The following is an 18209-nucleotide window of genomic DNA, read 5'->3' as shown; positions in this document are numbered from 1 at the left end:
TGTTTTAAAAGAGTTTAAATATAAAAAAAGATAACCATCAACACATTAAAGTGCTAAAAAACTCTAGTATCGAATGATTAGAGTTAAAAAATAAGCATTACACATCAAAAAATGACCCTAACCTTAATAAAAAGCAAATACAGGTTGAAAAGAGACCTTTAAATGGGTATATTAAGTCCACAGATCACCAGTTGAGGAAGGATAAAAATGAAAGAGTTAATTATTACTGTCATTTTTACAGTTGGCGCTACCTTAGTCGCCATTTCTGCCCCTTCCTTGGCACAGATGTAATGAGCCCGGGAAGACAGGACTGTAAAAATAAAACGATGATAAAACATCGTAAGTGAAGATCACCACAGTTTCACAACAAAAAAGGCACCTAAGGTGCCTTTTTTGTTGTTGGGTATGCTTAATTAGTACTTATGATTAATAAGGTGTCACGCTTAGATTTCTGCCTGAACCTACCAAGCGTACTCTTTGCCCTGGTTGCCAGTTACGATCGGCTTTTTGTACTATCACTAAGTTTTCACCGTTATCGGTACGCACTTCAATTTCAACGGCCTTAACTTGATTCACTTTATCTTCGGCTCTTGAGCCAATCATAGAGCCGGCAATCGCCCCTACCGCCGTTGCTAACGCTTGCCCTGAGCCACCACCAACCTGATGGCCTAAGATACCACCCACAGCACCACCGCCTAAGGTACCAATGGCATTCGGGTTTTTATCTCCTGACTGAATAAGTACAGGGCGTACTGAGCTGACAGTCGCATAGGTTACACTTTGTGCCTGTTTAGCCGCCCCGCTGCCATATACATCACCGGAGTAGACATCTGGATTAGCACAAGCTGTTAAGCCAAGTGCGGCCACCACAGTTACTGCTGATAGTGTTTTCAGTTTCATATTTCACCCTCTTACATACTGTGTGAGTCATCTGTTACCTTGATACTAACATAAACCATTGCCAGTAGACCGCCAACGCTAAGCTGCGCGCTATTAAGATCAACAAAGGCTGGCACTCGGCCAACCTTTGCTAGTGAAAAGAGGCTCACTCTGCCCTTATATAGTCGTGCCCACCGGCTTATTACTAAATAGACGCATAAGTAATAACCATAAGCCCCAGCTGGTCATGAGTAAAATAACAAACAAAAACAACCCTGACTGCTGTCGCTCTAACATCATGCCCGCCATCATGGGCCCTGTTAGTGAACCTAAACTATAAAAAAACATCAGTTTTTGCGTCATTTTCACTAACGCCCGGCCATTAAGCTTACCGCATGCATAAGCCATGGTGGTGGGATATAAGGTAAAGCCTCCCGCCCCTAGCAAAGCTAAAGCCAGCAGCAATATGCGCTTGTCGTCAAACTCCCATAATAATAAGCAGCCAACACCTATCATAACGGTTTGTACTGCCATCATATTTTTTTGACCAAACTTATCTGATAAGGCGCCATTAGGTAACTGAAAGGCCATACCACAAAGTACCAGCCATGCCATATACAACCCCACTTCGTCATTTAACGCCAGCTGTTGTAGTTGAATGGGCATCAGTGCCGCTAATACGCCTAATAGCATGCCGGCCACCAAACATCCGACTAAACCCAGTGCTCGCTCAGAGCGAGGCGGCTTAGCGCTGACAGTGACATTAATAGCATCGTCATCCGTTAAGTCTGGGCGCTGAGTCCAATATAAAGGAACTACCGATAGCACGCATAAACTGGCCGCCAGCCCAAAGCCCAGTAAGCCTGAAAGAGGGATCCAGTCAATAAACAACTGACTAATACCAGAACTAAAATAATAGACCAGCATATAGCGCGCCATAGAGCGAGAGCGCTGATGCAATGGCGCCACACCCAGCACCCAACTTTCTACCGCTACAAAACCAATGGCGGCAGCAACCCCTGCTATCACTCTAAGTAATAACCACAAAGGCAATAAGTGGGTCCAAGTGAGTGCCACCGCAGCTAAGGCTAGGGTAATACAGCACAAAACCAGGGCGCGAACGTGCCCCAATGACTGAATAAATTTATCGGCAAAAAAGCTGGCACCAAACATCCCCAAATAAAATGCAGAGCCCACCAAACCAATTTGAGCAGCTGAGGTTCCCTGCGCATTCAAATACACAGCAACCAAGGTAAGTAAAAAAGCATTACCCAAGGTAAGCAGTGTTAAATGAAGATAAAGGGGTAGTAAATGCATGACGCCTCCGAATTTGAGGCGCGCATATTAAGAAGAACACAAAATGAAGTACAACGAGAAAAATTTGTCTTAGCCTGCAATTTTTTTGCTGTTTAACTAATGTTAACGGACAATTGCCAGATAATGCCCCGCCCAACGGTTAAACCGCCCAAGATTAACAAGGCCGCAACGGCAACCACTGGCGGTTTAGTCTGTTGTTTTCGTAATAAAGGTAGCAACCAGATAATACTCCCGAATAAAATGGCAGCGCATACCTGAGCAAACAGGGGGATCAGCGGCTCGGCACTGAATACCGCGCTCGCATCGCTTTGTAGCCATAAGGTTTGCACCAACAAATACACCAATAAACCAAGCGAACAGCCAATACCCGCTAGAGGTAATAAAACATTAAACGCCTGCAATCTGTGTTTGGCACGCACCATAATCAAATGGGCAAAGACGCAGCCACCGGCTCCAGCCATTAACACCGCAGCAGGCCCTACTCTAAACAAGACACACACCCCATAAATAACCGCTAACACTAAGGCGGGCCAATGCCAGCTCAGCGCTAGGCTACGCTTGCCTTGTAACCGTGCTTGATAAACGATCGCAGCCAAGCCTGCGACTAAACTTGCGCCCCCCAGCCATAACATAAATGGAGGAGCGCTGGCTTCTACCGATAGCATAAGGGCTAAGCCAAAAACGGCCCATACCGACATTAAACCATCACTGATACGCCGTTTTTGACCCGGGCATAAATCACCTTTGTGTAATATCCAAATCAATAATCCTAGTGCTGTGGTGGCCGTCAGCGCCAAAGGCGCAAACAGTTGCGCCGCCAAAAATCCTGTCATGGATGATTCTCCAACAAATAAATAATTAAAAATAAAACGCTTAGCGGACACCAAGCGTCAACAAGCATGAACTAACCTTGTTGACGGGCATTAGCAACCATACGGGCAAACATGCGCCTCAGCTCTTTGGGAACCGTTTTTACTCCTTGTAGCTCTATGGCTTCAATGACAGCTAATGCCATGCCAGGCTTAGTACGCCGACTTAAGGCGCGCTCTATAATACGACTGGCGGGGGTATGTTTATCAAAAATTTGTGCTTCTTGGCGAAACACTGACTCGAGCCCGTTATCAAATAAATAGCGCTCAATATCAATATGGGGCAATACCGTTAGATGGTTGGTTTCACGCTCGCCTCGCAGTAAACTACGCACGCCCTGTGCATACTTTTGTCCGGCCTCATCACCGTCGGTAAGCAGGTGCCAACCAATACCAAAATCTCGGGCAACCTTAATTAATGGACTATAGCCGCATTGCGCAAACTCAATAATACGAATGCCCTCTGCTGGCAGTATATATCCACAAATTCGCGCCAACTCATTAAGCAGCCAAATCTCGGTTTCTCCTTCCACCAGCAGCCAATAACGGGCAAATAATGACATAGGCCGGTTAATACGCACATGAAAGGCAATGCGGCGCATATCTTCGCCATTGTATTTTTCATTACCAATGCGAAAACTCTTGGTTTGATCTGACAGACGAACTAAACGTCGTAAGTGATGCAGTGGAAATGCCGAAAGCAAGTCCCCTGAGTTCGTGGTCACCAGCTTCTGTCCCGGAAAACGGTCTAATATCCCCCAAGTCACCGCTAGCATAGTGGGGTGTAAGCGACTTTCGGGGTCTTCAATCAGCAGTAAGGGCCGTGCGCCGGTTTCGATGGGCCGCCCTCCACGGGCTTGCAAAATAGTGTGAGCCACGGTTGACAGCGCTAACGATAAATTACTCTCTTCACCTTTAGGCTGCCAATTGTTGAGCTTTCCTAATTGGCTAAGTGTTACGGGGTGAATGGCAATATCTCGCGCTCGCCTTGGGGCTCGGCTGGTTGCCCCTTGCGGGGTAAAATAATGCTCGAGTAATTGGCGCACCGCATCAAGGCCGGCTTTAATATCTTGCTGAGGCAGCTCATCGTCTTGCGCTAACTGTTCACTTAAATGGGTAAGTAACTGCTCATAGTCCCCGTTTAAGTTAACAATAGGAAGGTCTTGCGGCGTGCCGCGAGAATCTCGCAGGCGAAACACTGGGTTCATTTCAATAAGTTGATGCACTAACTGCTGGGCGTTATCCAGCTCAAGTTCCACCCCAGCAGCATTAGTAAAACCATGATGGCTAATAATGTTTTGCCCTGTGCGTTTGGCACTGGCGCAATAATGCACTCGGTGAAAGCCATCTTTGTGCTTTATCCATGCCGGCTCTAGGCGGGCTAAGCGAGCGGAGTGCTCACTGATGCCGGGCCTGTGTTCACGGTAGGTGAGTACAATTTGTAGATCATGAATAGCTTCATCGGAGTCTGGTCGATAAAAGTCATCGTCAATAAATTGATAACAACAGCCGCCTTGCCCCATTAACCGCCATAAGGCACGAAATAAGCTGGTTTTTCCCCAAGCATTTTCCCCCATCAGTGCCGTACTTTGGTGCAGGGTTAACGACAACTGATTCAGACCCATAAAGTTACGGATTTGAATATGTTCAAGAAACATCGACCGTCCCTAGGATCTGTTGACCCCCAGTTAAATATCCAGCGTAAATAGGCTAGTTGCGATACAAGACTTTAATTAAGTGGTAACCAAATCGACTTTTCACCGGTCCTTGAATCGTAAGCTCTGGGCCAGAGAACACGGCTTTATCCACCGATCCCACCATGTCTCCTTTCTTAAACTCGCCTAAGTCACCGCCGCGTTTACCCGAGGGGCAGGTTGAATGCTTTTTCGCTAACTTATGAAAATCAGCTCCCCCAGCCAGTTGTTTTTTTAGCGCCAAACATTCGGCTTCGGTTTTGACGAGTATATGTAAGGCACAGGCACGCTTGGCCATAAATGGAGTCCATCGTTAATCAAGTAAGCGGTAATTGTGCCAAAAAGTACGGCAACAAGAAAGCAAGCGCACCGGCAGTTGAGCGCTGAGTATAAAAAATCCCCTGCTATAAGTTAGCAAGGGATTGTTAGGCAATTAAGCTGTGGTCTTTGAAAACGCGGCGTTTATCAAAGCTTAAAGCTCTTAGGCAACTGACATGGCCACGGTTTCTGCATCCGTTTGTACCAATTCATTGTGCAATGAAACTACAGCTTGCTCATAGTACTGATCATCAACAATAAATTGCATCTCTACTGCACGCAACGACTGGTGCACCGCTCGTACCGGAACGTTGGCTTTGTTTAGGGCCGCCACCGAGCGGGCCAATAAGCCTGGAATACTCATATCACTGCCTACCGCTGATACGACAGAAACCTTATGAGCATTAATTTCGGCTTGCTCAAAACGACGCTGCAAGGCGCCCACTAAGGTGCGTACCGCTTTACGGTTACCCGAAATATAATAGGTCAGCGTGTTGGCGTTCATGTCTTTTGACACCAAGTTTAAACGCATACCGTCTAACTCATCGGTAAAGCACTCAGCATAGTGTGACACTCGACCCACCATGTCTTGGTCAAAGAGCTCAACTGCAAAAATATTGCGACGCCCCGCCACCATTTCGACACAAGGAGACGGACTACGGTAATCAGTGGTGATTAACGTCCCTTCGTGATCCGGTTCAAAGGTGTTACGTACCCGCAACGGAATACCTTGTTGACGTAAGCCTTTGGCCGCTTGCGGGTGAATCGCTTCCATACCCAAGTTAGACAGCTGATCGGTCACATCATAGTTGGTACGACCAATAGGCACCACTTTGTCTTTACCCACAAGGCGAGGATCGGCGCTGCTTAGGTGGAACTCTTTATGAATAATAGCTTCGCGAGCACCACTTAATACTGCCAAGCGGCTAAAGGTCATTTCACTGTAGCCACGGTCAAAGCGGCTCATTAAGCCCTCTTGGCAGTGAGCGTAGCCTGTAACAACCGGCAGTTGTGTCGACAAGTCAATATGGTCTAATGCTTGCTTTAGTACATCATCAAGTGGCAAGGCATCATCGGTACGCCAACCCGTTAAGTCCATTAGCACCGCATTCACACCACTTTGGCGTAAATAGAGCACCATGTTATGTGCACTGTGTGCTTCACCCATGGCCGCTAATAGCTCACGAATGGTTTGTAATTGTTCGGCTAACTGAAACTGACCAAAAGCACACACCTGGCGCAGGTGATGTAAACAATCACGAATACCGGCAATACGGTCTTGTAAAAAAGAGTCTGCTAATGCACGTTCGGGGGTTTTGCCAAACATGTCTTCGTTAATTTGTGCCATGTAATTGCAGACATTATCTAGGGTTTGCTCCCAAGCACTGTCATCTTCTGAGTCTGCATAGGTGGCATAAACCCCTGGTGCACCGGTACGCTTACATTCGAGTAAACCATCGGTTACCCCACCAAACGCCGAGACCACGAGAATACGTTGATAATATTGTTCTGGAGTGCGGTCGTGTAACACTACATGATCGCGTACCGCCTCGTACTCACTCATGGAGGTACCGCCGATCTTCTCTACTGTATGTGTATGTGGCACTTTTATTCCCTTTATGTTTGTAAAACAGTTAATTACTGTAGTCGCACATTTTCATTGGGCCTGGGACATTAACCAGCCCTGCCCAGTGAAAATGCTCGTAGCCGGGGGCATCATGCCCCCGTAACAGTATTCTTTTATTCTGTGTCTGCAGCGTATACGCCGTCTGCATCGTGTACTTCTTTACCGCTTAATGGCGGGTTAAATACACAAGCCAACTTCATGTCTTCACTACCACCACGCAGCAGGTGGTTGTCGTGCTTATCTAAAATATACAAGGTACCTGGCTCAATGGGATAGATTTTGCCATCAGACAAATCTTCAATTTCACCATTACCGCTCATGCAGTACACAGACTCAAGGTGATTCTTATAATGAATGTGTGTTTCACTCTTAGCGTAAATAGTAGTGATGTGAAATGAGAAGCCCATTTTGTCGTCTTTCAACAGCATACGGGTGCTTTCCCAAGTACCGGTTTCAGATTTAACACAACGGTCTGTTTTTTCACATTCTGCAAGCGTACGTACTATCATGAAATATCCTTTGTTTAATACTTTTTTGGGCTCACCTAAGCAAGTCCAATGAACTTTGTTAGCAAAAGGGGTAATTTGCATTACCCCTTTTTTAACCTACAACATTAAGAAGCTTTACGAACACGCTCTTCTTCAGCTTCTACAATGGCTTCTTCTAACCAGTCTAGACCTTGGGTAAGTTCAGCTTCGGTAATAATCAGTGGGCATAAACACTTCACTACTTCACCGTCTGGGCCGGCTGTTTCAATCACAAGACCGCGTTCAAAACACTTACCGGTGATCACATCGGCTATTTCGCCGTTATGGCAAGCAATACCTTGCATCATGCCGCGACCTTTTACCTTGGTAAACAGTTTAGGGAAACGGTCAACCATGGCTTGCATACGCTGGGTTAATAGCTCACCTTTAGCACGAACGCCTGCAGCCAACTCATCATCTTGCCAATAAGTTTCTAATGCTTTACGGGCCGTGACAAAGGCGTGATTATTACCACGGAAAGTACCGTTATGCTCACCTGGGCTCCACTTATCTAGCTCAGGACGCAGTAATACAACGGCAAACGGTAAGCCCATGCCGCTTAATGATTTAGACAGGGTAATAATGTCTGGTTTAATGCCCGCAGGCTCAAAACTAAAGAAGGTACCGGTACGGCCACAACCTGCTTGAATATCATCAGCAATCATCAAGATATCGTGGGCTCGACAGATTTTCTCTAAACGTTGTAGCCACTCAAATGATGAGGCGTTCAAACCGCCCTCGCCCTGTACAATTTCAAAAAGTACAGCTGCAGGCTTATCTAAGCCACTAGACTTGTCGTTGAGCATGGTTTCAAACAACAACAAGCTGTCTTCACCAGAGCCTGGGTAACCGTCGTAAGGTAAACGGCTAATATCAGCCATAGATGTACCCGCACCGCCTCTGTGGTGTTGGTTACCTGTGGCCGCTAAAGCACCCAAGGTCACGCCGTGGAAACCATTAGTAAAGGTAACAATATTATTACGACCTGTGACTTTACGTGCCAACTTCATGGCAGCTTCTACCGCGTTAGTCCCAGTTGGACCAGTAAACTGGGCAATATGGTCCATATCACGAGGCTTAAGAATAAACTGCTGTAGCGCAGTTAAAAAACCCGCTTTGGCAGTGGTGTGCATATCTAGGCCGTGGGCAATACCATCGGCTTGAATGTATTCAATTAATGCTTCTTTAAAAGCAGGGTTGTTATGGCCGTAGTTAAGCGTACCAGCACCGGCTAAAAAGTCTAAATAACGATTTCCTGCATCATCATACAGCCACACGCCTTGTGCCTTATTAAAGGTCACAGGAAAAGAGCGAGCGTAGGTTTGTACCGAAGATTCCATTGCATCAAAAATATTACTCATTTTGACTCCTTTAAAGTCTTGAGTTTAAATCTAAAAATAGGTGCATTCAGCTAGAGGGGATTAGCCGAGTTCAATACGAAAGAGTATTTCGCTGTTGCTGTCGCCGTTGAAGTGGCGCTGCTGATCAAACAAGATATGGCGCTCGCCTTTACCTGTTCCTTGGCTACGATTGAGGCTTTCGAATAGCCCCCAAGAGGCTGCGTTATCTGCTGTTATAGTGGTTTCTAAGTGAGTAACACCCACACACGCATCCGCATCTAGCAGAGTGTTTAATAAAGTGCGTGCCAAGCCTTCACCACGTGCGCGTTTATCTATGGCTACTTGCCAGACAAACAAGGTGTTTGGCTCGGCAGGTTTGCGGTAGGCAGAGATAAACCCCAGTAATGAACCATCATCTTCATTTTCAGCCACTACACAGGTATCTGCAAAATGCGAACATTGTAGTAAGTTGCAGTAAGTAGAGTTGGTATCAAGCGGCTTACAACGTTCAATCAGACGATTGATGCCATAACCGTCAGTTGATTTAGGATGACGTAACAAGAGCTGTAGCTCTACGGCAGTGTCAGTATCTGTATCAATCATTTATAGTCCTAACCTTATTTAGTTAGTGGGCTAAGTAAATTTCCTTTATTAACCTACCAACATAGGCATGAATTGCAAGCATATATCTGATTATTTAGTTAGAGCTGCATGTAATTTCCTCTTTAACTCTGATGCGTTTTAAGCTGTCGCTCCTGTGTTGACTCTCAATATAGACTACTTTTTCTTCGTCATTTTTTATGTGATTAAAAACGCGCAAAAGCCCATGCGACCTAAGCTGCTACACTAAAAGAGTGGCAATGTTTTATTGCCACCTTGCCATAGAACATGGAATAACAGTTATGAGTACCCGAGAAACAGGAACCGTAAAATGGTTTAACGAAGAAAAAGGCTTTGGATTTATCACTCGCACCTCTGGGCCAGATCTATTTGTGCACTTTTCGTCTATACAAGGAGAAGGCTTTAAAACGCTGCAAGAAGGACAGTCGGTGACCTTTGTGGTCGGCCAAGGTCAAAAAGGGCCTCAAGCTGAAGAGGTTGAGCTGGCCTAGTGCTTAAATCAGGCGGCGATAAAGCCGCCTATCAAAATTTGTACACTTAGCAACATAGGGTTATTCTCAGCATGTTTGCTTACCTTATTATTTTATTGCTAGGGACCTTATGTTGAAAATATTGCTATCGTTTTGTTTTCTAATACTTTCTTTGCCAGCTTTGGCTCAAACAACCACAGCACAAGAATCAGCCCAACCGCCTGCAGAAAAGCGTATTCCATTAACGCCTTTTATGGAACGTTATATATTGGATGAGCTTAAATCGTTGCGCATCGATATGGCGAAGTATCAAATAAAGGTAACCGAAGAAATAGCCGAAAAAGAGCTGGAAGTAGCAGACAAAGCCATTAGTTATGCCAATGTGACGGTCACCTACTTCTTCTATCTGCTCGCGGGGGCGGCTTCAGTATTGGCCATTGTGGGCTGGCAGTCGCTGCGTGAGCTTAAAAAAACGGCGCGAGAATATGCCGAAACAGAAATGCGTAAAATCACTAACACCTATGAACATAAGCTAAAGCAAATTGAACGCGAACTGCAACGAAAAACTAAGGTTATTGCGGAGAACTACCGCGAAATAGAAAGATTCCAAGAAATTCATGGTTTATGGTTAAGAGCCAGTCAAGAACAAAGTCCCCAGGCTAAAATTGATATTTATGATCAAATTCTCGACATCAAACCCGGTGACTTGGACGCCATGACCCATAAAGCCGACGCTGCTCTTATGATGAACGAACGCCAGTGGGCGCTCAGCTTATGTAACCGTGTATTACAAGTGGATCAGCAAAACGCTCATGCGCTCTATCAGCGCGCCTGTGCGCATGCCGGGGTTGGCCATGAAGAGCAAGCCCTATCAGACTTAGAGCTGGCGGTAGAAAACAATGTGCATCTGCGTGATGTGGCAGCAGAAGATGAAGAATTTGAACCACTGCGCCAGCACCCTCGCTTTATTGAGCTGACCAGTGACAGTAATGAACAAAGCGATGATGAGGCAAATACCTAATCAATATTTATACTTCACAGGCCGCTTATCAATAGGCGGCCGTATTATATAAGCTTAAGCACCAGTGGGCCCAGAGGTTAGCAGCTGCCATTGGCTGAGTAGCTCCGCCATATTGGTCACCTTTAGCTTACTCATGGCAGCCGCACGGTGCACCTCTACCGTGCGCACCGCCACACACAGCTGATGAGCAATCATTTTATTGGTCAATCCTTCTGCGACTAATTTAACCACTTCACGCTCGCGCACCGATAATAAAGCAAAGTTCGCTTGTAGGTTGGCATAATCAGTCAGCTGTGCCACACGTTTGTTCGCCTGCGCTAATGCACTGGCTAAGCGCTTTGCATCAACAGGCTTTTCTAAAAAGTCGACCGCCCCTTGCTTCATCGCCTGTACGGCTTGAGGCACATCACCATGGCCGGTGAGCAAAATCACGGCAATATTTGCATGACGAGCCAGCAAGGCCTGTTGTACGGCCAAGCCATCTTGTTTGGGCATGGCTAAATCGAGTAATAAAATTGCCGGTGTTTGCTCATCCACTTCAGCTAAAAATTGCTCAGGGTCTTGCCAAGTGTGGCTCTGATACCCCAGCGCTTGTAATAAAAATTGATTCGCCGCTAATACTTGGCTGTCATCATCTAAGATGTAAACCACCACACTGTGCTTCACTCACTCTCCTTAATGACTAGTCGTGCTTGTGTGCCCTGCTCGGTATTGCTCAAGCTTAATTGCCCCTGTAAACGCAAGGCCAGTCGATGACTAACCAATAGCCCTATGCCCATGCCATGATAATGGCTAGCCGGTAAATTATGCTGCAAGGTACTAATAATGCCGTCATCTATGCCGCCGGCATTGTCTTCTATTATTAACTGCCAGCCAGACTGCTCTTGCTCTGCAGCTAGTTGGCTCAGGGTCACCCTTATCCAGCCTTGATGAGTGGGCTTAACTTGTAAACGACGTTCATGAGCATCAAGCGCATTACTTAAAAGATTATTTAATATCTGCTCTATGGCCGGGCGTATTGATAATAAGGTGCCGGGGGTGAGATCAAGGGCCAACTGCACCGCTAATGCATCGGCTCTGGGTCTGATGCGAACAATTAATTCTTGGCACAAGTCCGCCAACTCAAAGGGAGCAGCACTGGGCAAGGCTTGAGTCGCCCATTGGCGAAAACGGCGAATAATGGCAGCCCCACGCTCGGTTTCTTCCACTATATGGCTAAATGCCGCTTGATGCTTAACGGGGTCTTGCATCAACTCCCCAGCCTGAGCATAAGCCTGAATTGCCGATAAGGGCTGGTTGAGCTCATGGGCTAAGCCGGTGGCCATCTCCCCCATTAGGGTACGCTGGCGAGCCTGGGCCAGCGCTTGCTCTTTTTGTTGTACCTGATGATAAAGCTGCTCGCACTCTTTGGTGCGTCTGTGCAGCAATACCGCCACCCGAGAATGATATAACAAATGCCCCAACAGTAAGGCAATAAAACCGGCCAGCCATGGCCAGTGCTGCTCAATAAATTGCTGTAATAACGCCCAGTGTGCTAACGGTTTGGGCTCTGGCCCTAGTTGCCAGTCCATAAGTAGCTGCGCCACTTCATCTAGGCGTACACTGGCTCCCCACTGCGCACGCCCTGCTAACTCAAAGCTTAATAGCGCTTGTGTTATTTCTCGCAATAACGGTTCTTCTATATTGCCAACACTGGCAAAACTCCACCCCGGATACAAAGGCGTAGAACGCACACAAGGCGAGCTGGCCTCCACCATTAATGCTCGAAAATCCTCTTGCTTAAGTAAACCTTCACTGGCCATATCTTCTAATAAACAGCTGGGCAGAATAGCGACATCTAGTGCGCCTTGCTGTAAGTCATAAACCAATTTATCCAGTGGATACCCTTGAAACGTCACTTTAAGTTCACTGAGCAATATCTGGCGGCGACGCAGCTGTTCTGCCACTAATAAAAACCCACCAAAAGCTTGCTCGTGCACAGCGCCCACGGTATGGCCACGTAATTGTTCCGGTTTTGTGATGGGGCGGTCAGCTCGCACCCACAAAGTACCCGCTACACTGGCCCGTGCTTGGCCATAGTGGCTGTCTAAATACGAGGCCAACCAGTTAAGCGCTTGCCCATGATTCAACATAAAGTGCACCGGATTGGTCACCACAAAGTCGAGTTGTTGTTGGCTAAGTGCCTCATCCAACTGCTGCTGCGTAAGATGGCGGCCCACAAACTCATGGTCACTAAAGCGCTGATTTAATAAGGCTAAGGTCGGCGCCCATTGAGCTTGTGAGTGGGCTTCACCACGTACTGCCAAAAATCCCACCTGATACTGCTGGCTAATCGCGGAAAAGCTCAGTAACAAAAGCGGCAAGGCAGCCATTAAATAGGATAAAAACCTGTTCCAGATCAAGTCAAAGTGCCTTATGTGGTAAACCACAATAGAGCTAATGAGTAAAGGATCGAGACAATAGCACTCATTACTCATAAGGAGTTATTTATGGACGTCAGTAAACGACAATTTCTTAGAAATTTGACCGGGCTCACCGCTGGCGCCAGCCTGATCCCGGTAACCGAGCTGCAAGCTGCCCCTGTTACGGCAGAGGGTGATGGCAATCAACGCTATGGCATGATCATTGATTTACGAAAATGCATTGGCTGCCAAGCCTGCACCGTGAGCTGCAGCATGGAAAACTTACCGCCTATCGGTCAGTTTCGCACCACAGTACAACAATATGAAGTGGAGGTTGCAGATAAAGACCAGGTGAGCCATGTAATGTTACCCAGACTGTGCAACCACTGCGCCAATCCGCCTTGCGTGCCTGTCTGCCCAACCCAAGCCACCTACCAAAGGGCCGATGGCATTGTGGTGGTCGACAACGAACAGTGCGTGGGTTGCGCTTATTGTGTGCAAGCTTGCCCTTATGATGCGCGCTTTATTAATCACGAAACCCAAACCGCTGATAAGTGTACTTTTTGTGTACACCGCCTAGAAGTCGGCTTGCTGCCCGCTTGTGTGGAGTCTTGTGTGGGTGGGGCGCGCGTTATTGGCGATATGAAAGATCCTAACAGTCACATTAGCCAACTGTTACAAGAACATAGCCACGACATCAAGGTGCTTAAACCCGAACAAGGTACAGCGCCGCAAGTGTATTACATCGGTCTAGGTGATGAGTTTGTGGATCGTATCGACGGTCAGCCCGGACTTTGGTTTCCACAACACGCTTAGGAGGCCTTATGCCTGTTATTGAACTGCTTACCACTCATGCAGACGCCCCTTGGCTGCCTTGGGCGGTGCAATATTTCTTTTTAATTGGCTTAGCCGCCACCGCCGCCCTATTACTGCCCTTTGCTTTGCGTAACGGCTCGGCATTGGCCCCGTGGCGCTGGCGCTTAGCCTTTATTATGGGCATTAGTGCGGTAACCGGTCCGGTAGCTTTGTTGGCCGATTTACATCAGCCGCTGCGCTTTTGGCACTTTTATACCCAGCTCACCCCTAGCTCTTGGATGTGGATTGGCGCGTTAATCTTGCCCGTGTTTGTCACCCTGAGCTTAGTGGTGTCTTGTAGCCTGTTAGTGAGCTTGCTTAAGCCTAAGCACCCCTTATTAAAGTGGTGGTGCGAGCTCGCCATTTGGCCCAAGGATAACGTGCTGCAACTGCTCGCTTGGTTAACGGCATTATCGGCGATGGGCATTTTGCTCTATACCGGGATGGAGGTAATGGTAGTGCGCTCACGGGCATTGTGGGATACCTACTGGTTGCCAGTTAACTTTTTACTGACCGCTCTGCTCGCTTTATTTGGATTACTGTTGCTGCTGGATATTTTATTCCCCCGCAGCTCTCATCAAGTACAACCACTGCGCTTTGGCATGCAGCTCACACTGGGCGCACTTTCTGGCGCCATGGTGCTGTGGGCCCTGTCTGGCATAATTTTAGGCTCACCCTCTTGGTTAGAAGCTTACCGCATTTTTAGCCAATTTACGTTCTGGCGAGACTTGCTTTTAGTGTCACTCGCGGGGGGCGTTTTGTTGTGGGTATTATGCATTGCACGACGCAAGCGCCCACGCAGCCAGTTTGATTTTATCCCCGCCCTGCTCGCGCTACTGTGCTCCTGGGGCTTTAGATGGGTGGTGTTAATGAACGTACAGACAGTGCCTAAATACGGTGCTGGTATGTATCACTTAAGCCCCGACTTAGTGGGCTCGGCCGGCATTATTGTGGCCGGTACTATTGGTTTATGGTTAGCAATGGCCGCCGCCGTGTGGGCCTTACTGGATAATATGGGAGTCCGTCATGGATAAGAAACGTCGCGCCTTATTACAAGCAGGTATGATTGCTGGTGGCACAGGTGCCTTTGCCCTCGGCTATGCCGACCCCGTGAATAAAGCAGTAAAAGGCCTAATCAATGGCACCAGTGGCGTGCCCACCAACGACCGTATTGCCGGCAATGCTTTGCAACCCGAATTTATGGTGACCCCAGATAACGAGTTGGTGATGAGCGAGAATCAAGTGGTTAGTCCAGTACAGTGCTTTGGTTGCTGGACCCAATGCGGTTTGCGCGCTCGCGTCGACACCCAAACGAATAAAATTATTCGCATTGCTGGTAATCCGTACCACCCCTTATCTAACACCCATGCGCCGGCCCAAGAAACCCCGGTACGCGAGGTGTTTACGCAATTAGCCGGCGAAGCAGGCATTCACCATCGTTCAACGGCTTGTGCCCGAGGGGCAGCACTTGGCGAGCAACTGCAAAGCCCTTACCGCCTCACAAAAATTATGAAACGTGCGGGTAAGCGAGGCGAAGGCAAATGGCAAACCATTAGTTTTGAGCAGCTCATTAGCGAGGTGGTTGAAGGCGGTGATTTATTTGGCGAAGGCCATGTGGACGGTTTGCGCGCTATTCGTGACATTGACACTCCAGTGGATGCCAATAACCCCGAGTATGGCCCTAAAGCCAACCAGCTTTTAGTGACCAACGCTGGTGACGAAGGCCGTGATAGCTTCTTAAAGCGTTTTACTTTTAACAGCTACGGTACCCGTAACTTTGGCCACCACGGCGGCTATTGTGGCTTTGGCTACCGAGCTGGGGCCGGTGCTGTATTTAATCCTGATTTAAAAAAATTCGCCCATGGCAAGCCCGACTGGGATAACGCCCGTTTTGTGTTGTGTATTGGCACCTCTCCTGCCCAAGCCGGTAACCCCTTTAAACGCCAAGGCCGCCAACTGGCTGAAGCACGAAGCGAGGGCAAGCTTGATTATGTGGTGGTGGCCCCCACCCTGCCCAACAGCATTAGTCGCTTAAATGAAAATAGGGGGCACTGGGTGCCCATTAAGCCGGCCACCGATGATGCGCTGGCCATGGCACTGATCCGTTGGTTAATAGAAAACGAGGGCATTAACCTCGATTATTTGGCCCAACCCGGCCCCGCGGCTCAAGCCAAAGCGCAGCAACCCAGCCATGCCAATGCCACGCACTTAGTGATACAAGCACCTCACCCTGAAGCGGGGCGCTTTTTAACCGCCGCCGATCTCAATATGGGCGATACCGAGACCCACTTGGTTGTGGATGCCAGCAATGGCGAGCTAATGGCGCATACTCAAGCACGCCCCGCTGAGTTGTGGGTGATACGTACCGTCAATATTAATGGTGTGCCCACTCAGGTGAAATCGTCGCTGCAATGTTTAAAAGAGTCGGCGCAAAGCCAATCTATCGCCCAATACAGTGAGCGTTGTGGCGTACCTGAGTCTATTATTGCAGGCCTTGGCCAAGAGCTAAAACGCCACGGCACCAAAGCCTCCATTGATGCCCACGGTGGCATGATGAGCGGCAATGCCTTTTATACCGCCTTTGCCGTGACAACCCTTAATACCTTGCTGGGCAATATTAACGCCAAAGGCGGCTTAGCCCCAGGGGCCGGCGGTGTGGCCGGTGTTGAAGGTGGCCCCCGTTACGATTTAATGAGCTTTGACGGAAAGATTGGTCCCAAAGGGTTATTTTTGTCGCGTAACCGCTTTGCCTATGAAAAAAGCAGCGAATATAAACGCAAAGTGGCAGCCGGTGAATCGCCTTACCCGTCGCGCGCGCCTTGGTATACCTTTTCATCCCCCTTGCTCACCGAGCACTTAGCGGCGGCTTTTGGCGGTTATCCTTATCGCCTTAAAGCTTGGATCAGTCATATGACTAACCCTTTATATGGCATTGGCGGCGCACACGCCTTTTTAGGTGAAAAGTTAAAAGATCCCGCGCAATTACCGCTGTTTATCGCCATTGATGGCTTTATTAACGAAACCACAGCGCTAGCAGATTACATTGTGCCCGACACCCTCACCTATGAAAGCTGGGGCTTTACTAAACCTTGGAGTGGTGTGCCACAAAAAACTACTACCGCACGCTGGCCCGTGGTGACGCCTGCCACGCCTAAGCTTGAAAATGGTGATTATGTGGGTTTGGAGTCGTTTATTATCGCTGTGGCCAAAAAAATGAACTTGCCCGGCTACGGTGATGGCGTCATTCGCGATCATAAAGGCAATAAACATGGCCTACATACATCATCGGATTTTTATCTGCGTGCTGCGGCCAACTTGGCCTTTGCCAATAACGACCCCGTGCCCGATGCCAGTGCTGATGATTTAATGCTGACCAATGCCGCCCGCATGATGCCGCTTATTAATAAAACGCTGGCAAAGGATGAGCAACGCAAGGTTGGCTTTGTACTCAGCCGTGGCGGACGCTTTGCGCCCTTTGCCAGTGGCTGGGAAGGTGAACTCATGAACAGCCGCATTAACGCCACCTTAAGTATTTGGAACGAAACCATAGGCACGATTACCCATTCCATGACCGGCGAAAAGCTGCTGGGTTGTGCTGGCGAATATGGCCCGCGCTTTGCCGATGGCAGCCCAATGCGCGCGCATTATTCTGAGCAAGATTGGCCGTTATTGGTGACCTCGTATAAATCTCATATTATGAGTTCATCGAGTATTGGTGCCGAGCGATTACGGATGATCCACCCCGAAAACCCGATTAGCATCAATCGCAAAGATGCCGAGCGCGCGGGTATCAAACACGGCCAAGGAGTACGTGTTAGTACCCCAGGCGGCCAAGTAGAAGGGATTGCTTTGGTACGCGATGGCATAGTGGAAGGGGCGATTGCCATCGAGCACGGCTACGGCCATACCGAGCTTGGCGCCCGCGCCCATGAAATTGACGGCAAACCCATGGCCGCCAACCCACGCTTGGGGGCCGGCGTTAACCAAAACTTACTCGGGCTAATGGATCCCACCCGCAAAGACGTGGCTAACGTGTGGCTAGATTGGACCAGTGGCGCGGCCGTGCGCCAAGGACTACCAGCAAAAATAGAAGCGATTTAAACACCGCGGTAAGCCGTACGCTTTACGTCGTACGAAAAATAGTGAAACACCGAGCTTATGCTCGGTGTTTTTATTTAGAGAGCTGTCGTTTGTGTCGACGACTTGCTTTAGGTTGATCATGCTTTCGCATGACAGTCTAGAAGTAATTTTAAAAAAACTAATCCTCTT

General features: G+C 48.2%; 16 protein-coding genes. 5 read left to right on the top strand and 11 right to left on the bottom strand.

Annotated elements, in window-relative coordinates; all coding sequences use genetic code 11:
- Positions 1-426: 426 nt before the first annotated feature.
- The 9 genes from J3U76_RS03170 to ectA form a co-directional block, all read right to left on the bottom strand.
- The gene (locus J3U76_RS03170) at positions 427-900 is read right to left on the bottom strand and encodes an outer membrane lipoprotein (RefSeq protein WP_208004335.1); all 474 of its coding nucleotides are present in this window, start codon (positions 898-900) and stop codon (positions 427-429) included.
- 156 nt (positions 901-1056) lie between these two features.
- Entirely contained in the window at positions 1057-2196 is a 1140-nt protein-coding gene (locus J3U76_RS03165) for an MFS transporter (RefSeq protein ID WP_208004334.1), read from the bottom strand.
- A gap of 92 nt (positions 2197-2288) precedes the next feature.
- Positions 2289-3029 (bottom strand): hypothetical protein, encoded by a 741-nt coding sequence (locus J3U76_RS03160; protein ID WP_208004332.1) that lies wholly within the window; start codon positions 3027-3029, stop codon positions 2289-2291.
- Between the two features lie 71 nt (positions 3030-3100).
- Positions 3101-4723 carry a DUF2813 domain-containing protein gene (locus J3U76_RS03155; RefSeq protein ID WP_208004331.1) on the bottom strand — a complete coding sequence of 541 codons (1623 nt, stop codon included), beginning with the start codon at positions 4721-4723 and terminating at the stop codon, positions 3101-3103.
- Positions 4724-4775: 52 nt separating this feature from the next.
- Positions 4776-5057: a peptidylprolyl isomerase PpiC gene (ppiC, locus tag J3U76_RS03150; RefSeq protein ID WP_208004329.1), complete on the bottom strand. Its 282-nt coding sequence runs from the start codon at positions 5055-5057 to the stop codon at positions 4776-4778.
- A gap of 183 nt (positions 5058-5240) precedes the next feature.
- A complete protein-coding gene (locus J3U76_RS03145; RefSeq protein WP_341534294.1) occupies positions 5241-6683 on the bottom strand; it encodes an aspartate kinase in 1443 nt (480 codons plus the stop codon).
- 134 nt (positions 6684-6817) lie between these two features.
- Positions 6818-7213 carry an ectoine synthase gene (locus J3U76_RS03140; protein WP_208004327.1) on the bottom strand — a complete coding sequence of 132 codons (396 nt, stop codon included), beginning with the start codon at positions 7211-7213 and terminating at the stop codon, positions 6818-6820.
- A gap of 104 nt (positions 7214-7317) precedes the next feature.
- Positions 7318-8592, bottom strand: a complete 1275-nt coding sequence (gene ectB / locus J3U76_RS03135) for a diaminobutyrate--2-oxoglutarate transaminase (RefSeq protein ID WP_208004324.1) — start codon at positions 8590-8592, stop codon at positions 7318-7320.
- Positions 8593-8652: 60 nt separating this feature from the next.
- Positions 8653-9174: a diaminobutyrate acetyltransferase gene (gene ectA / locus J3U76_RS03130; protein ID WP_208004322.1), complete on the bottom strand. Its 522-nt coding sequence runs from the start codon at positions 9172-9174 to the stop codon at positions 8653-8655.
- 299 nt (positions 9175-9473) lie between these two features.
- Between ectA and J3U76_RS03125 the strand changes: the two genes are divergently transcribed.
- Both J3U76_RS03125 and J3U76_RS03120 read left to right on the top strand, forming a co-directional pair.
- Complete coding sequence (locus tag J3U76_RS03125) at positions 9474-9683, top strand: cold-shock protein (protein ID WP_208004320.1); 210 nt, start codon at positions 9474-9476, stop codon at positions 9681-9683.
- A 109-nt stretch (positions 9684-9792) separates the two neighbouring features.
- The gene (locus J3U76_RS03120) at positions 9793-10683 is read left to right on the top strand and encodes a tetratricopeptide repeat protein (protein WP_208004318.1); all 891 of its coding nucleotides are present in this window, start codon (positions 9793-9795) and stop codon (positions 10681-10683) included.
- 54 nt (positions 10684-10737) lie between these two features.
- Here J3U76_RS03120 and J3U76_RS14655 read toward each other — a convergent pair whose 3' ends face one another.
- Together J3U76_RS14655 and J3U76_RS03110 are read right to left on the bottom strand one after the other, a co-directional pair.
- The gene (locus J3U76_RS14655; protein ID WP_341534293.1) at positions 10738-11349 is read right to left on the bottom strand and encodes a response regulator transcription factor; all 612 of its coding nucleotides are present in this window, start codon (positions 11347-11349) and stop codon (positions 10738-10740) included.
- Positions 11346-13085, bottom strand: coding sequence for a PhnD/SsuA/transferrin family substrate-binding protein (locus J3U76_RS03110; RefSeq protein ID WP_243454027.1), 1740 nt, complete (start codon positions 13083-13085; stop codon positions 11346-11348). Before J3U76_RS03110 ends, J3U76_RS14655 begins: the two co-directional genes overlap by 4 nt.
- 87 nt (positions 13086-13172) lie before the next feature.
- Here J3U76_RS03110 and ttrB point away from each other — a divergent pair, with 87 nt between their 5' ends.
- From ttrB to J3U76_RS03095, 3 genes are read left to right on the top strand one after another with little or no spacing between them, the layout of a single operon-like run.
- Positions 13173-13901: a tetrathionate reductase subunit TtrB gene (gene ttrB, locus J3U76_RS03105; RefSeq protein ID WP_208004314.1), complete on the top strand. Its 729-nt coding sequence runs from the start codon at positions 13173-13175 to the stop codon at positions 13899-13901.
- 8 nt (positions 13902-13909) lie between these two features.
- A complete protein-coding gene (gene nrfD, locus J3U76_RS03100; protein WP_208004312.1) occupies positions 13910-14974 on the top strand; it encodes an NrfD/PsrC family molybdoenzyme membrane anchor subunit in 1065 nt (354 codons plus the stop codon).
- The gene (locus J3U76_RS03095) at positions 14967-18041 is read left to right on the top strand and encodes a molybdopterin dinucleotide binding domain-containing protein (protein WP_208004304.1); all 3075 of its coding nucleotides are present in this window, start codon (positions 14967-14969) and stop codon (positions 18039-18041) included. Before nrfD ends, J3U76_RS03095 begins: the two co-directional genes overlap by 8 nt.
- Positions 18042-18209: the final 168 nt, after the last annotated feature.

It is taken from the genome of Oceanisphaera pacifica, assembly GCF_017498065.1.
GTDB lineage: Bacteria > Pseudomonadota > Gammaproteobacteria > Enterobacterales > Aeromonadaceae > Oceanimonas > Oceanimonas pacifica.
This window is presented reverse-complemented; position numbering and strand designations above follow the sequence as displayed.

Coding starts and splice junctions, on each gene's coding strand:
- J3U76_RS03140 (WP_208004327.1), bottom strand. CDS start 7,213: ATGATAGTACGTACGCTTGCAGAATGTGAAAAAACAGACCGTTGTGTT.
- nrfD (WP_208004312.1), top strand. CDS start 13,910: ATGCCTGTTATTGAACTGCTTACCACTCATGCAGACGCCCCTTGGCTG.
- J3U76_RS03155 (WP_208004331.1), bottom strand. CDS start 4,723: ATGTTTCTTGAACATATTCAAATCCGTAACTTTATGGGTCTGAATCAG.
- J3U76_RS03125 (WP_208004320.1), top strand. CDS start 9,474: ATGAGTACCCGAGAAACAGGAACCGTAAAATGGTTTAACGAAGAAAAA.
- ppiC (WP_208004329.1), bottom strand. CDS start 5,057: ATGGCCAAGCGTGCCTGTGCCTTACATATACTCGTCAAAACCGAAGCC.
- J3U76_RS03095 (WP_208004304.1), top strand. CDS start 14,967: ATGGATAAGAAACGTCGCGCCTTATTACAAGCAGGTATGATTGCTGGT.
- J3U76_RS03170 (WP_208004335.1), bottom strand. CDS start 900: ATGAAACTGAAAACACTATCAGCAGTAACTGTGGTGGCCGCACTTGGC.
- J3U76_RS03160 (WP_208004332.1), bottom strand. CDS start 3,029: ATGACAGGATTTTTGGCGGCGCAACTGTTTGCGCCTTTGGCGCTGACG.
- J3U76_RS03165 (WP_208004334.1), bottom strand. CDS start 2,196: ATGCATTTACTACCCCTTTATCTTCATTTAACACTGCTTACCTTGGGT.
- ectA (WP_208004322.1), bottom strand. CDS start 9,174: ATGATTGATACAGATACTGACACTGCCGTAGAGCTACAGCTCTTGTTA.
- J3U76_RS03120 (WP_208004318.1), top strand. CDS start 9,793: ATGTTGAAAATATTGCTATCGTTTTGTTTTCTAATACTTTCTTTGCCA.
- ttrB (WP_208004314.1), top strand. CDS start 13,173: ATGGACGTCAGTAAACGACAATTTCTTAGAAATTTGACCGGGCTCACC.
- ectB (WP_208004324.1), bottom strand. CDS start 8,592: ATGAGTAATATTTTTGATGCAATGGAATCTTCGGTACAAACCTACGCT.